The following is a 15,334-nucleotide window of genomic DNA, read 5'->3' on the forward strand; positions in this document are numbered from 1 at the left end:
TTGATTAAACAGGGAAGTTGATTATGGCAAAGGCAAGCCGAACTGAAGTATTTGATATTGATATTAACAAATTATACGACGTTATTGTCGACTTTGAGTCTTATCCTGACTTTGTACTTGGTGTTAATGATATTAAAGTTCATGACATGACTGAGACAAGTGGTGTTGTGGAGTATTCAATTGATATGATTAAAAAACTTAATTATCAATTGGATATGGAAATGAGTCGTCCTAATAAAGTAGCTTGGACTTTTAAGAAAGGTGACCTCTTTAAAATCAACGATGGTGGTTGGGATCTTAAAGATCTTGGTGATGGTAAGACTGAAGTCACTTATAGCTTAGAGATTGAAGTAAAAGGATTTATTCCTGGTGCTAAAATGATTGTTAATAAATTAACTGAAACATCTCTTCCGTCAATGATGAAGAGTTTTTATGAGAGAGCTAAATCTTAATGGCTGATTCAAAAGACAATAAGAAAGAATATCATAAAGAAGGCCTACTTGGTGATACCATCAAGAAGGTAGTTTCAATAGGAATAGGCGCAGCCTTTATGACTGAAGAAGCAGTCAAGAAAGTGATTGATGATTTGCCTCTTCCAAATGATGTCGTTAATGGACTTCTTGCTAATGCAAAAAAGTCGAAGCAGGACTTTATCGATTCTGTTCAAGAGGAATTAAGACATTATTTAAAAAATGTTGATCCAAAAACACTTTTAGAGTCGATACTTGATGATTATGAAGTCGTAGTACGATTTAAAAAAAGAGATGATAAGAAAACTAAGTGATCACTAAAAATTATCAAAAAATTCTAGATGAAATCGGTGATAAGAATAAACTTATGGCCGTCACAAAATATAGTGAATTTGATGATATTAAAGAAGTTTACGATCTAGGCCATCGAGACTTTGGAGAGAATCGAATTGAATCCCTCTTGCCTAAAGCACTTAAAGCTCAAGAATTAGGCTTATCTGATATAAGGTGGCACTTTATTGGTCACATCCAGTCAAAGAAAATATCTAAGATTGCACAAGTTCCAAATTTAAAGTCAGTACAATCACTTGATTCAATAAAGCATATGAAAATCTTTGATGAAAAATTAGCTAGGCCATTAGATTTCTATATTCAGGTTAATACGAGCGCAGAAGAACAAAAAGGTGGCCTGTGGGATAGCTCAACTGTTCAAGAGTTTTATAATGCAGCAAAAGAATTGAAAAATATCAATATCGTAGGACTCATGACAATGGCCGCTGCCAGTGGCCTTCCTCCTAGAGAATCATTCCAAAAACTAGTAGATATTAGAAATGAGATTGATCCTAATCTAAAACTTTCAATGGGCATGAGCGGTGATATGAAGGTGGCCTTGGAACTTGGAAGTGACTGCATTAGGGTCGGAAGTGCCATATTTAAGTCCTAATTATTGTATTCTTACTATCTAATTTCTAAAATTACCCCTCTAAGTCGTTAAAAATACAGCAGATATAAGTTTGAACTAATTCTAGGTATTATTGACTTTAATTTATGCGCACTGTAATAAATTTTTATCAACTAATTTAATTCGACTTTAAAAACGGAGAGTCATTATGAGTAATGCCAATAATAATGAAAGAAAAGTACCAGAATTAAGTCTTACTTCTTACACTAAGGGAAGCCCTGAAGAGCAAGTACAATTTGTCGATACTTTAATGTTTGGACTTAAGGAATATGGATTCGTTATTCTTAATGATCACACTGTTGACCAGAAAAAAGTTGATGAAGCATATGCAATGGTAAAGCAATTCTTCGCTCTACCTGCCCAGAAGAAGAATGAATACAAAGGTGAGAATGGTGGACAGCGCGGTTATACACCATTTGGTATGGAGCACGCTAAAGATAGCGAACATCCTGACCTTAAAGAGTTTTGGCACGTTGGACGCGAATTGGCAGCTGATTCTCAATATAAGGGTATTTACCCTGAAAATATTTGGCCAGCTGAAGTTCCTGGTTTTAAAGAGAAATTCCTTGATCTTTATGAATCAATGGATGCTACAGCTAATGTTCTTTTAGAGGCCATTGGTAAAGGTCTAGACGTTCCTGAGAACTTCTTTGCAGATATGGTAAAGGATGGAAACTCAATCTTAAGAACGATTCACTATCCACCAACTGATGGACACGATACTACTAACTCAATCAGAGCGGGTGCACACGAAGATATTAATTTAATTACAATGCTTGTGGGTGCGACTTCATCTGGTTTACAACTTCTAGATCGTGATGGAACTTGGCTAGATGTTAACTCAAAGCCTGGTCAATTAGTGGTTGACTCTGGGGATATGATGGCAAGATTAACTAATAATGTTCTTCCTGCAACAACTCACAGAGTTATTAACCCAGATAACTCTGGTGAAGAGAGATATTCTATGCCATACTTCGTGCATCCACACTCTAAAGCGTCACTTGCTTGCCTTGATAGCTGTGTAGGTGAAGGCAAGAAATGGGAAGATATCACTGCTGGTGACTTCTTAAATCAGAGGCTTAGAGAGATTGGTCTAATCAAATAATTCAAATACTGGGAAACCAGAACAACAACACTACGAATAATAAGAGGCCTCCTTCACGGAGGCCTTTTTTGTTCAATCTTTGAAGAAATGTTTAAAAAATGAACACTTTTTAAATATTAAGTGCTTAATATTTAGACTTCGCCTGTGGCATATGAATTGCACTTACTTTCGTATGCAAAACTTAAAACAAAGCTCTAGGTCTCTAGTGGCCACATTTTATTTAATAATAACAATCCTCGTTTTATCAATGAGTACAAACGCAAATGCAAATACTGCAATAAAGCGTGAGATTCTTGAATCAAAGCGAGCCTCTTCTAAGATTTTATCTCGCTTAAGACAAGTGGCCCGTCACAATAAAGGTTTCCTACATGAAGAGGAAACGCAAGAAGCTTATCATTTTTATTGGAATATCCATTCAAAAATTAAAAACCTTCATAAGAGAGTTCTTAAAAAAGGAGAGCTTGGAAAAGATGATGATGGAAATTATTCAGATGAATTGGCCTATAAAGAATTAGATGACTTTATTCAATATGTTGGCAAGTACATCATCACATTCTCAGAATTAGAAGGATATAAAAGACTTCCTTCTTCACGTAAGCTTCTTGTTTCACAAATTGCAAACTCTGTTGAAACATTAATTCAATACTTAAAAGAAGATGGTTATAACATATCAATACCGGCAGATATCCTAGAAGGCCTAAAGAAACTTGGCAAAATCTATAAGAAACAAGAAGAGTTCTTGGCACTAAAAGAAGAATTACTAGGTGATTACTTTGAGGCCTTAGACCTTTTAGAAGAAGAACTTTATAAACTTGAAGACAATCTGAAGCAATTTATTAAAAGAGCGATTGGACCTAGACGTGAAAGACGTCATCGTATTTATACAGATGAGTCATATCCATATTTAAAATTTAAAAGGTTAGCAGATAGTATTGCTGATGATCTAGAAGACTTTGATATCAATGACCTTGGTGAGTATGAAGAAATTTCAAAGCAGGTGTTAGATTTACAACACTTAGTAAAACTTACAAAGGCAAATAACAAAAACACAAAAGTACTCTTAAATCGTGTAAATATCCTGTTCAATAGATTTTCTTTGGAGGCGGCTAAAGTAAATAGCAAATTAAGGCCAACGAAAATTGAAACAGACTTAGGAATTAAGTCAGTTGAATATAAGTATTATCGAGCAACACAGGTGTGTTCACTACTAGGTGGGCCTGGGAATATTCTACTTAGAAAGTCGATTGAAAGTGATATTGACCTCTTTGAAGACTTTAGCCCAAGAACAAGTGGTGCCATTAAATTAGTTGAATTTTTAAAATTTAATGATCGTCAGCTGGACTTTAGACATGCTGAGATTATTACAGATATTGAAAGAGATACAAGAATTACATCAATGGGATTCTATCCTTTAAGTTTTAACTGGGGAAAAGATGAAGAAGATAAGATGCCTCCATTTTTAGAAATTAAGAAGGGGTATCGTCGATGTGATTCTAGTGGTTGCGATACATATAACGATTATCGAACAAATTTTGCATGGATGAGTGTTAACGCAAGTTCAGCAAAGAAGGTAACAAAGAGAAAAGAGAAAGCCTTAAAGAAGGTAGATAAGAAAGAGAAATATTCAAAATTGGGTGTTTGTTCTGACTTTGTTAACTGGGCCTTTGGAAATGTTATCTCTTCTAATTGGAACCAAATTCCAATTATTAGAAACCTAATACAGATTGTATATCCTCCAGAAGGGTTACAGACACCAGATAATCTGTATGAATCATATATGACAGACGTTGTATGTGAAGTAGAAAAAAGAAAGCTTAAGTATCCACAATATGTGAATGCTCACAATTTAAAAGAGCAGATACTAAGAGATATGAATTCATCAAATGAAGCAATTAGTGTGCATGCGAAGAATTCACTTAATGAATTAGTAAAAAAAGGAATTATAGATAAAGACTTAAATTTAAAATATGACGTTATTGAATTTGAAACAAAATAAACAACAAGAAGAATTAATTTATGTTTCTAAAAGGAGAGAAGGAATGAAACAAAAACAACAAAACACAAGGAGCAGGTTACTAGTAGCTGCTTTCTTAATGACTCAGGCGCCGGCCGTAATAGCTGGTTATTACAACTCATCAATCGATGGGATTTCTCTTGATGGTATTTATACGCCAGAAAATTTAAGTAATATCTCAAAAACAGTGTGTAAGAAAGTTTACGATGATGCAAATATGGACAAAGAGCATACGCAAATGTGTGAGCGTGGTGTTCAGTCTGCTCAACGTATGGCCGCTGTATATGCTGCTGGTGAAGGTACACACCTAGGTTGTGTTGATGGTTACCAACAAGGACTATATAGAGGATTCAATATGACGTCTAACCCGTCTATTGAGATTCTAAAAGAGGAGCAGCGTGCTCTTAAGGGTGTAACACTTGAAAATGCAGTTGCACGTGGTAAAGCAAAAGCATCAAAGGACTCACGTTACTCAACTGAGAGTGAGATCATTGCTCGTTTTAGAGACAATGTAAGAGATAGTGAAAATCAACAAATTACAGCTCCAAGCTCTGACTATTCAGATGTACTTAAAGTACCTCGTTTTGAAGGTTTTGGAGATGGTTATGCAGCTGATGGAAAAGGTGGATCTTTTAAAGATGTAATTAATGCAGGTTGGGTTTCATCATCAAGTGCAATTGGAAAAAGAATCCAAGCACGTGCTGTTGCAAGACAATTTGGTATTAAAGCAAATTTAGCAGATAAGTGTTCTTCGACACCAATTCTATTTGATCGTGGACTACATACGATCTCTCTTTGGGACCTATTCTCTGCATATGGAGAGTATAACTTCAAAGATTATGGTTGGAAGTCGACAACTAGAGCATGGAATAAGTTCAAAGCTTCAGAAGAACAAGAAGCAATTGCATACAGAAATATTCAAGATGTAAAAGAAGCTTACCAAGCTAAAATTGGTTACCACAAGAAAAGTGTTGCAGTTGAAGTTGATGAATTAGATGCTAATGGTCAACCAACTGGTAGAAAAGTTGTAAAAAGAGATGCAAATGGAAATATCGTTTATAAGCAAGTAGACGATACATCACGTCCTATTTTTGAAACTCGCTACCGTACAGTTCAAGGTAAGTCAGCGCAAGATCTTAAGGCCGTTTATGAAGATGCATTCTTTGAATCTTATAGAAACCTTGCAAAAGAGCACTTTGGAAAAGCTTTCGTATCAACTCACAATATGGCACGTAACCTAGGTGAAGATGCTGGTAAAGCGGTAGGTGCAATCGTTGCACGCGATGTAGCAAAGCAAGAAGCATATGATGGTGTTTATAAAGCACAATCAGCAACTTCATTTGCTAAAGAATATGAAAACCTATTCGTTACTTCTTGGAATAAGAATTATGATTACTTTGCAAATAATCCTATGGTTGAGATCACTGGTTTTGACCTTTCAGGTGATGGAAATGGAATCTTTACAAGAGGTGAGTCTTTAAAGTCTGTTTTAGGACTTAGAAACTTAGGTCTTAAGTCTGGTGCTGTAAAAGTATCACTTAATTCATCATCTTTTGAAGCTGGAAGTGCCCGCTCTGAATACGTTACAGCACCTGCTTCACTAAACTTTACGCATAAGTCACAAAGTGCTCAAGGTAAATTAAGTAATAATCTTGAAGTATTTGATACAGCTTATTTAACAGTAAGTATTGATGGAAGTGATATTAAAAAGGTATATGAGCTTAAAAGTACTGATTCAAAGAGAATTGAGATCTTAGATGTTGCTCCTGTGTATAAAGCAGATACTAAAATTAATTCTGTCGTAGCTGGTGATGCAACAGTTTATGTAACTGTTAAGAACCCATCAAACTCTGAGACTTCAGCATCTGTTGATATTTCGGTAGCGATGAATGATGGAAATACTTATACTGCATCGACGACTGCGCTAAAAGCAGGTGAGTCAAAGCGTGTACCAGTACGTGTAACAGGACTAGACCCACTATTTATCATCAACAATGGTGTAAGTGGTAAAGCAACTTCTAAAGTTGGTGGAAGAATTATGAACTCTCGTAGTGCTTCTGGTGACAGTGTTGATTATGACAGAGCAGTAGCAGATTACTTCAATTCAATTCTTACAAACTCAACGACTAACTATGGTAGCGATGGGTACAAAGAAGACCGTGTTGAGACATTAATCACAATGATCCTTAACAGAACTGAAGCTCAAATCGATACTGATTGGGATAACAATGCTAGAGTTGCAAATACTTTAATCGGTGCACTTCAAAAAGAATACAAGGCTTCAGCAGCAGCTGGAAAGCTAAATGAAGAAGCTAAGCAAACATATGTTGTACTAGCTCAAGAACTTGAAGCTCTTTACGATGATGTATTTGGATATAAGGATTATGTAAATCAACTTAAGGTATTCAATGGTGATCTTGAAACTCGTAAGAAGAAAGATCGTAAGAAAGACTAATTGGTAGATACCGAATAAATAAAAAGAAAGGCCCTCATCTTGAGGGCCTTTTTTATTTCTTTAATTTAATTTTTTAATTAAAGTTGAGCTTGTCCTTCAACAATTTGCTCACCTGGCTTGAACCAACATAGTGGTCTTAGACCATTTGTGAAGTTCTCATCTCTGTTACAAGCACCTGTGTTTACATCTGAATCTGAAAGATCAGTGTAAGCATCGATTGTACAAAGAGCACCTTGGTAGTAAGTATCTAGACGACACTGTGGTGCTGGGTGATTGTGGTTAGTTCTAGAAACAACATTTGAATCTGGAGTATCAAACTTAAGATCAGTTGTTAGGTTTCTTAGAGCTCTAAAAAGGTTAGCTAGTGACATACCTGCCATTGAACCTCTTAAACACATTGCATATTCGTTCTCGTTAACAAAGTTCTTTGCACAAGACTCTTTAGCGATTGCTGGAACTTCAACTTCGTTCATCATTTTGATGTTGTTGTCGTTTTCCATGTACTTTCTTAGACACTTAGAAGTTGCGAAGTAATCAGCTTGACCTTCGTTTGATGCCCAAGATGATCCCCACCAGCTTGATTTCTTTGGTGCTCCACCTAGGTGGTGACCAAGTTCGTGACATACAACTGTTGCGAATCCGTCACCTGTTATTGTTTCGTGTCTTGCAAGACCACCAAACATACTTACTTTCCAAGTGTTTCCTACTTGTTGTGCGTAAGCATTAACAGTTCCGTCTTCCCACTTTCTTTCGATTTCAAGAGTTTTACCTTTTGCTTCAATAATAGGAGCATAGATAGCTTCAATTTTATCGATGATTGAGTTGAACTCACCTTCTGTAATTGTGTTGATACCTTTAACATTTGATGGAATCCATAGGTTGTTGTCTTCTACGATTCCAGTTTTTCCGTGCTCATCACATGCGTATGAAAAAGAAGCCACACAAGTGATCAATAGAGCTAAAATTCCTTTTTTCAATTCAGTCCTCCCTGAAAGTATGTTGTCTGATTTGCTTTATTAACTTGACTAATACAATTTGTTTTAGCGTAGGTTTGATTTTTCTAAAAAGTTCACGGTATGTCTAAGGGTTTTTGCCCAAAGTAACTAAATGTAAGTTTTTGTTGGTTTCTTTGTTGTCTGATGCGTCATTTTGCTGGTATAATTTTTTGTCGAATATTGCCTAACTATCTAGAATTATGATAGAATTCTCGTATGAAATCATTATTTTTGTTTACATTGTTAACATTCAATTTTCTTGCATTCTCACAATCAAATGATCCAGTGATGGAACAATTGAATCGAATGAGGGAAGAAATGATGAAGCAGATGCAGGCAACTGATAGTTTTGACAGTGAAATTCAAAAGATGTTTCAAAGAATGCAGAAGATGGGACAAATCCAAGGCCTTCCCGATCGCTTTAATACGAATGTTCAAGCAATAGAATATTTTTGGAAAGACTCAAAAACCCTTGTTGTTAAGGTAAATAAGGACGATGAGGTTAATATCGATGTAAAAGAGGGGATGGTTGTACTAAGTGGGATGAAGGTCTCTAAGTCGAAGAACTCATTTTCAAAATTTAACTTCTCACAAAGTATTCCTATTAAGTCGAGCCTCGATACTACTAGTGTCGATATGAAGATGGATGATGGTAATATTGTCTTATCTTTTAAAGAAAAGCTTCCTAAAAATTCTATTTAATATAAAGACTAAGCCGCAATAATCTCACCATTGAGATTTTCAAGAATTGCATATAGCTTATGATTAAAGTCTTTTGCGCTAAATGGCTTTGTTAGAACCTGCTCCACATTTATCTGAGATGCATTATCAATTTTGCCTAAATCGAGGTCCCCAGAAATAAGCATAATATGAGGGTAGTTCTCCTTATTTCTTTCTTCTAGATGATAAAGTCTTTCAATATATTGTAAGACTTCTTTTCCTCCCATCTCAGGTAGGTTTAAGTCTAGAACAATCAGATCATAGCGATCCTTTTTAATTTCCTCACAGGCATCAATCCCATTAGTTACTGTCGATACATTAGAGAAGTAGCCACTTTGTGAAATAAGTAGTTTTAAAGATTCTGATATTCTTTTGCGGTCATCAATAATTAGGGCCTTCATGTTGATATCCTCATTGATTATTGGGCGTTAAGCTCTATTAGTTGTCTAGACTCATCTTAGATCTAACTATCAATAATTCTTAGTTAAAAAACTTTAAGATTTATTAATAAATATAACTAGCTGGAATTACGATAATATGTCTGATCTTTTTTTGGGCCAAATTTGAGCAAGAAGCTAAAGTATGGGGCATAAAATGCCGATAAAACAGTTATGAAAAGCTTCGTTATGACTCTATTTGCGCTCTTCTTATCAATTGATTCTTTTGGAATTGAAGAAGACTATTTCAAAAAAACATCCTTTGATGTTCCAAGAAGAAGCATTTCTGTAATAGCAAGTGAGAAGGGTTTCTATCCTGAAAATATCACTGCATTTGTAGGGGAAAGAGTTAGCTTATTTGTAACGGCCGCTACTGATCGTCCAAGCTGTTTTATTATGAAAGAGCATGATGTTTATGTCGAGGCCAAAAAGGGAGAAGTTCGTGAGGCCACGATCTTTCTCGATTCTCCAGGGCGCTTTAAGTTCTATTGCCCATCAGGAGAGATTAGCGGAAGCTTTACAGTTATTGATCACCCGAAGGATCAAAAGAAGAAAAAGAGGGATTTAGCTTCTACTCGACGTGATAACGTTAGAGTATGGCAACCTAAGGAAGAGTAGGAATTTTACTTAAGCTTAGGAATAATTAGCATGTGAGGGATTATGTCTTCTGTATTTACGGATGCAATTAAAAATTTACTTTCACCTATTGGGGATCTTTTAGAAGATGAAGGTGTTTCTGAGGTCATGATTAATGGGCCACATGAAATCTTTGTCGAAAAGAAAGGATTAGTTTTTAAAGTTCCTAATGAATTTGAAGATGAGGGTACATTGATTTCAGCAATGCGTGCCATTGCTCAATCTGTAAATCGTACAATTGATGAAGATAATCCACGTCTGGATGCAAGATTACCAGATGGCTCTCGTATCCACGTTGTCCTTCCTCCAATGGCAAAGAATGGTACCACTGTTGCCATTCGTAAGTTTTCAAAAGATAGCTTAACTTTAAAGGATCTCATTGAGTTTGGTTCGATGTCAGATGTTGCCGCAAGGTTCTTAGATATTTGTGTTTATTTAGGTAAGAATATTTTGGTATCAGGTGGTACTGGTTCTGGTAAGACCACTATGCTTAACGTTCTTGGTGGGCGTATTCCTAAAACTCAAAGATTAATAATTATTGAAGATGCGGCCGAGCTACAAGTCGATGCTGAGCACGTTGTAAATTTTGAAACACGTAAGGCCGATGAATTAAAAGGTCTAGGTGAAATTACTATTAGAGATCTTGTTATCTCGGCCATGAGACTACGTCCTGATCGTATTATTGTAGGAGAGGTTCGTGGGGATGAAGCGCTTGATCTTGTTCAGGTTATGAATACTGGTCACGATGGTTCAATGGGGACAGTTCACGCAAATAATCCTGTGGATGCTTGTACTCGTTTAGAAACTCTTTGCCTTATGGGTGAGACTAAAATACCACCGGATGCGATTCGTAAAATGGTTGGAAGTGCACTGCAAATCATTGTTCAATGTAGTCGCTATCATGATGGTGGTAGACGTACATCACATATCTCAGAAGTACTTGGTGTTGATAATAATGGGAATTATATAACTCGCGATATTTTTAGATGGGTTCAAACAGGTAAGGATCCTGAGACTGGAAAGTATATCGGTGAAATGGTTCCTTGTAATTATGTTCCTACATTCTTTGAAGATATTGTGGTTCACAAACTACCTTTTCCAAAACAGAATTTTCTTGCTCCAGACTGGGCAAGACCACTTGTTAAGAAGAAAGCTGCTTAGGAATTATCTAAATATCGACTTCAATACCGTCTTCGTAGATTTCCACGATAAAGCGCTCTTGCTCTAGCTCTTTGGTCTTATCAATTATGTCATCAATGTCATCAGGACTGAGCTCTGGCTCAAGCTCCATATCGGCACTGAAGACTTTAATAATGGCAATGGCCATCTTAGAGTCTGTTAAGTCGTTGAATTCACTAAGAGGGAAAGTAAGCTTATAACCCCCTGAAAACTTGTCAATATCTACATCAATCTTCATATAATTAATTGTAATTACAATAAAATAAAAAGCAATTATTTTGTACTACGCAGATTCCTGCAAGTGTCTGTAATCTTTGACTAAATTTTAGTGACAAATTTTTTAACATGGCCTTTCATATTTTCAACGAGCAAGAAAATAGTCTTTTGAATTGATAGAATGAATATGGAAAAAGAACACACACATTAGGACGAGAGGATAGAAATAAATGAAATTAAGTGCTTTCAGTAGAAACATTCTGAAGTTGGCCCTAGTCACTTATGCAGGGTTAACATTTGCCACAGATGCAAATATTAAAGACGATATTAGCTCTATTTCAGTTAGATTAAAATCAAAGCAAATTTTTACGATGAAAAATCACGGTAATGGTGAGTTTAAAGAGCTTGCATTTACTCGAATTGAAAGGCCATCGTTAGAAGTTGAGATTAAAGATAAGAAGAAGCAAGTTGAGAGTGTTGAAGTGGCAGTTGATGAGTCGATTTTCACAACGAAGACAAGTCTAATTAATCTCGATATTTCGAAAGAAAAAATAGTAAAAATCAATTCAAATAAGGCCACTACAATGGCAAAGCTTTCTCATGGTGGATTAACATTGGAGAGTAAGCAAGCAGCTAAGGTTCTTAAAAATGATATTACTTCAAACCTTAATCGTTTAATGTCTAGAATCGGATTTAAAGATCAGACAACTGTTAAGTATGAAATTAAAAAGTTAAAATTTGAATGTCCGAAACTTTCTGGGCGAATCACTAATTGTCGTGCAAGTTATGAAGTTGTAGCAACACTTAATAATACTCAAAAGAAAGATAAGGGATTAGTTTCTATCTTTAAAGAGGCCAAGAATAAAATGCTAGGTCTTGGTGAAGAGATTCAAATTAATACATATATTGGTGAGCTTAAGGCAATTAATAAACAACTTGAGGGCCTTGCTAAGTCAAATACAGATAAGAAAAAGCTACAAAATATATATGTGCTTAAAAAAGATGTTCAGTCTGAAATTTTAGATTCGTATCAATACACTGCAATCTCTAATACTTCAGCGGTAGCATTCGTCGATAAACTTGATAAGAAAGTAATTAGAAAATAAAAATATATAGGCCGCAGTCTCTTACTGCGGTCGATTTCTCACTTCTTTTAATTTAATAAATACATTTATTATTTCATTTAATACTTCATTGTGAAGTTGTTTAAATGAAGCTTGATATAGCTTTGCATTCTCATCAAAGTCTTGACGGTTTTCTTTATTTCTAACTTCTAGAAGAAGCTCATTCTGAGAAAAGGCCAACTTAATATCAAGATTATAAATCATGAAGCGTAGAATAGGATTTTCTTCCCATTCACCAAAGTATATCTTGTAGCTTTGTATCGTTGTTTGATGATCGATTTTATCAAGAGACTTCTTTAACGTTAGAAGAGTAACTTTAAGCCATTCAAGTGATTTGTCTTCGTTGTTAAAGGTTGCTTGTGGAGTTATTTTTGTCAGTTCTTTAATGGCATTATCAATAATGAACTTTGTGGTCTTATCTTCGATTTGTGCAATATCAAATTCGGCCATCTCTTTTTGGTATTCAATATAGCCATCTTTAACAAGGTGCAAAGTTGAATCCTGATCGAGATGAATAATGTGACCAGCTTGTTTTCCTGACTCTAAGTTGTAGTCGAAACTTAGGTATGTATCATGTAGGTTTTTTCGCAAATCTTTTATGGCCACTTTTTCAAATGTATTATGGGCCAGGCAGATCCTTAAATTATTAATATGATCTTCATTCTTCTTATTTAGAAGATCATTAATATTTTCCAAAAGAATCTCCTTCGTGGATTCTTTTTCTAATCGCTTTCTTTGACTTAACGTCATAAAGTTCTTTAATATTTTAAATAATGCCATAGAGGTAAAATAATCTTTTTTGGCAGGATGTCTAGTTTAATTTTTCAAGGTGTAAGTATTTGAAGATTGGAATTTTTGATTCAGGAATTGGCGGATTAAGTGTCCTTAAGGAAGTGGCCCATTACATGGATCGTTATGATATTTACTATCTTGCAGATCGTCTAAATGCACCTTATGGAAATAAGACTAAGCAAGAGGTTTACTCTTATTGTGAAGCTATTGTTAATGAATTTCTAAGTATTGATATTGATACCATTCTAATTGCATGTAACTCTGCTACAGCAATGGCAATTGATGAATTAAGAAGTAACTTTCCTCAAATTCGCTTTTTTGGAATTGAGCCATTTATCAACGTCATAAATTTAAGGCCTGAACTTATTAGTAAAAGGGGAGTATGTTTAACAACTCAGTTAACGGCCGACTCAAATCGCTTTAAGTACCTTCAGCAAAAATACGATGCGAATCATACACTTGAGTACCGAACATCAAAGATGCTTGCTAAGCTAATTGAAGAAGCTTTTGATTCAGGACGCCTCGATACACATAAAATTGAAGAAGAGATTAAGAGTTCTGTTTTTACAAAATCTACTAAGGACAGTTTTGATTACATTATTTTAGGTTGTACACATTATCCATTTGTAAGTGAGGTTTTTGAAAAAGTGTTAGGGACTACTTCCATTTCTCCTTGTGCTCATGTGGCCAAGCATATGGCCTCTTGCCTTGTTAATAAGCTTGATGAAACACAGGAAATCAGAGACCACTTCTATTTTCGAGATACTTCAAAAGCTGCGACTAAAGAGCAATGGCGCATTGTCAAAAAAGAAAACCTTAAAGGATTTCCGTTTTTTTAGGTTAAAAAAGTGACGATCCTTGAATTTTAACGATACAATATCGGCCAGCTTTGTATAAAGATAATGATATTTAGATAAAACTAAGGATTTGGATATGTCTGAAAAAATCGCAAAAATTAAATCAATTACTCCCCGTCAAATACTGGACTCAAGAGGTAATCCAACTGTTGAAGTTGATCTTGTGACTGAAAATGGGTTTATGGCCCGTGCCGCTGTTCCTTCTGGAGCATCAACTGGTTCAAAAGAAGCACTTGAGCTTAGAGATGGTGACAAGTCTTATTATCTTGGAAAGTCTGTTAAGAAGGCCCTTTCAAATATTACTGAATATATTGCACCAAAGTTGATTGGGATGAATGTATTTGATTTGAAGGCAATTGATGAGCTTATGCTTGAAATTGATGGTACAGAGAATAAGGAAAAACTTGGGGCCAATGCAATCTTAGCGGTTTCAATGTGTGTTGCACGCGCTGGTGCTCTCGAATTAGGTAAACCTCTTTGGCAATACTTAAGAGAAGACCTTAAGGTACCAACTGCAAGTAATAAAACACGTCTTCCAGCACCTCTAATGAATATTATCAATGGTGGTGAACACGCTTCAAATAATCTCGATATTCAAGAGTTTATGATCGTTCCTCATATGGATAAGTCATTTAGTGAAAACTTAAGAGCTGGTGTTGAAACATTTCATTCGCTAAAGAAAGTATTAACTGAGAAAAATTATTCAACAAATGTTGGTGACGAAGGTGGATTTGCACCAAGCCTTTCTTCACACGAAGAGGCGCTAGACCTTATTCTAGTGGCCATTGAGAAGGCCGGTTATACACCAGGTAAGGACATTAGTATCAGCCTTGATTCGGCCGCTAGTGAGTTCTACAAAGATGGTAAGTATAAAATGCAAGGAAAAGAGTTATCAAGCTCTGATATGGTTGATTATTACTCAAATTTAGTCTCAAAGTATCCGATATATTCAATTGAAGATGGCCTTGATGAAGCTGATTATGATGGTTGGGTAAGTCTGACTGAAAAGCTTGGTGAAAAGATTCTTCTAGTAGGGGATGACTTATTTGTAACAAATAAGAAAATTCTTGCTGAAGGAATTGAGAAGAAACAGGCCAACTCAATCTTAGTTAAGATCAACCAAATTGGTTCTCTTACTGAGACATTTGAAACACTAAAGCTTGCTTTTGATAATAATTTCCAAGCGATTATTTCACATCGCTCTGGTGAAACAAGTGATGCATTTATTGCAGATCTTGCTGTTGCAACTTCAAGTGGGTTAATCAAGACTGGATCAGCTTCAAGAAGTGACCGTCTTGCAAAATACAATCAATTATTAAGAATTGAAGAGGCCCTTGGCAGTAATGCCGCCTTTGATGGTTTAATCTAAATCT

The 15,334-nt window shown here is 35.5% G+C and carries 16 protein-coding genes; 12 read left to right on the forward strand and 4 right to left on the reverse strand.

Going from position 1 to position 15,334, the window contains the following annotated elements; genetic code table 11:
- Positions 1-23: 23 nt before the first annotated feature.
- From ACMAZI_RS08060 to ACMAZI_RS08085, 6 genes are all read left to right on the forward strand, one after another.
- Complete coding sequence (locus ACMAZI_RS08060) at positions 24-452, forward strand: type II toxin-antitoxin system RatA family toxin (protein WP_120404870.1); 429 nt, start codon at positions 24-26, stop codon at positions 450-452.
- Complete coding sequence (locus ACMAZI_RS08065; protein WP_412473414.1) at positions 452-784, forward strand: hypothetical protein; 333 nt, start codon at positions 452-454, stop codon at positions 782-784. Before ACMAZI_RS08060 ends, ACMAZI_RS08065 begins: the two co-directional genes overlap by 1 nt.
- Positions 781-1,413: a YggS family pyridoxal phosphate-dependent enzyme gene (locus ACMAZI_RS08070; protein ID WP_412473413.1), complete on the forward strand. Its 633-nt coding sequence runs from the start codon at positions 781-783 to the stop codon at positions 1,411-1,413. The genes ACMAZI_RS08065 and ACMAZI_RS08070 overlap by 4 nt, the downstream gene beginning before the upstream one ends.
- 166 nt (positions 1,414-1,579) lie before the next feature.
- Positions 1,580-2,536 (forward strand): isopenicillin N synthase family dioxygenase, encoded by a 957-nt coding sequence (locus tag ACMAZI_RS08075; RefSeq protein ID WP_412473412.1) that lies wholly within the window; start codon positions 1,580-1,582, stop codon positions 2,534-2,536.
- A gap of 205 nt (positions 2,537-2,741) precedes the next feature.
- Complete coding sequence (locus tag ACMAZI_RS08080) at positions 2,742-4,532, forward strand: hypothetical protein (RefSeq protein ID WP_412475116.1); 1,791 nt, start codon at positions 2,742-2,744, stop codon at positions 4,530-4,532.
- Positions 4,533-4,575: 43 nt separating this feature from the next.
- A complete protein-coding gene (locus ACMAZI_RS08085; protein ID WP_162929620.1) occupies positions 4,576-7,005 on the forward strand; it encodes a hypothetical protein in 2,430 nt (809 codons plus the stop codon).
- A 77-nt stretch (positions 7,006-7,082) separates the two neighbouring features.
- Here ACMAZI_RS08085 and ACMAZI_RS08090 read toward each other — a convergent pair whose 3' ends face one another.
- Positions 7,083-7,982: a hypothetical protein gene (locus tag ACMAZI_RS08090; protein WP_115362877.1), complete on the reverse strand. Its 900-nt coding sequence runs from the start codon at positions 7,980-7,982 to the stop codon at positions 7,083-7,085.
- 234 nt (positions 7,983-8,216) lie between these two features.
- On the opposite strand from ACMAZI_RS08090, the gene ACMAZI_RS08095 reads away from it, so the two are divergent.
- Positions 8,217-8,702 (forward strand): Hsp20/alpha crystallin family protein, encoded by a 486-nt coding sequence (locus ACMAZI_RS08095; protein ID WP_133296964.1) that lies wholly within the window; start codon positions 8,217-8,219, stop codon positions 8,700-8,702.
- A gap of 8 nt (positions 8,703-8,710) precedes the next feature.
- Here ACMAZI_RS08095 and ACMAZI_RS08100 read toward each other — a convergent pair whose 3' ends face one another.
- Positions 8,711-9,121 (reverse strand): response regulator, encoded by a 411-nt coding sequence (locus ACMAZI_RS08100; protein WP_115362873.1) that lies wholly within the window; start codon positions 9,119-9,121, stop codon positions 8,711-8,713.
- Between the two features lie 210 nt (positions 9,122-9,331).
- Between ACMAZI_RS08100 and ACMAZI_RS08105 the strand changes: the two genes are divergently transcribed.
- On the forward strand, positions 9,332-9,775 hold the full coding sequence (locus ACMAZI_RS08105) for a cupredoxin domain-containing protein (protein WP_115362871.1): 444 nt from the start codon (positions 9,332-9,334) through the stop codon (positions 9,773-9,775).
- Positions 9,776-9,817: 42 nt separating this feature from the next.
- Entirely contained in the window at positions 9,818-10,954 is a 1,137-nt protein-coding gene (locus ACMAZI_RS08110) for a CpaF family protein (protein ID WP_115362869.1), read from the forward strand.
- 7 nt (positions 10,955-10,961) lie between these two features.
- Here ACMAZI_RS08110 and ACMAZI_RS08115 read toward each other — a convergent pair whose 3' ends face one another.
- Positions 10,962-11,210: a hypothetical protein gene (locus tag ACMAZI_RS08115; RefSeq protein WP_115362867.1), complete on the reverse strand. Its 249-nt coding sequence runs from the start codon at positions 11,208-11,210 to the stop codon at positions 10,962-10,964.
- Between the two features lie 208 nt (positions 11,211-11,418).
- Between ACMAZI_RS08115 and ACMAZI_RS08120 the strand changes: the two genes are divergently transcribed.
- A complete protein-coding gene (locus ACMAZI_RS08120) occupies positions 11,419-12,294 on the forward strand; it encodes a hypothetical protein (protein ID WP_115362865.1) in 876 nt (291 codons plus the stop codon).
- Between the two features lie 21 nt (positions 12,295-12,315).
- Here the strand turns inward: ACMAZI_RS08120 and ACMAZI_RS08125 are convergent, their stop codons facing one another.
- Positions 12,316-13,008: a hypothetical protein gene (locus ACMAZI_RS08125; protein WP_115362863.1), complete on the reverse strand. Its 693-nt coding sequence runs from the start codon at positions 13,006-13,008 to the stop codon at positions 12,316-12,318.
- Positions 13,009-13,151: 143 nt separating this feature from the next.
- Between ACMAZI_RS08125 and ACMAZI_RS08130 the strand changes: the two genes are divergently transcribed.
- Positions 13,152-13,943 (forward strand): glutamate racemase, encoded by a 792-nt coding sequence (locus ACMAZI_RS08130; RefSeq protein ID WP_162929619.1) that lies wholly within the window; start codon positions 13,152-13,154, stop codon positions 13,941-13,943.
- 106 nt (positions 13,944-14,049) lie between these two features.
- The gene (gene eno / locus ACMAZI_RS08135) at positions 14,050-15,330 is read left to right on the forward strand and encodes a phosphopyruvate hydratase (protein WP_412474017.1); all 1,281 of its coding nucleotides are present in this window, start codon (positions 14,050-14,052) and stop codon (positions 15,328-15,330) included.
- Positions 15,331-15,334: the final 4 nt, after the last annotated feature.

Origin of the sequence: Halobacteriovorax sp. YZS-3-1 (assembly GCF_047084945.1) — a bacterium.
GTDB lineage: Bacteria > Bdellovibrionota > Bacteriovoracia > Bacteriovoracales > Bacteriovoracaceae > Halobacteriovorax_A > Halobacteriovorax_A vibrionivorans.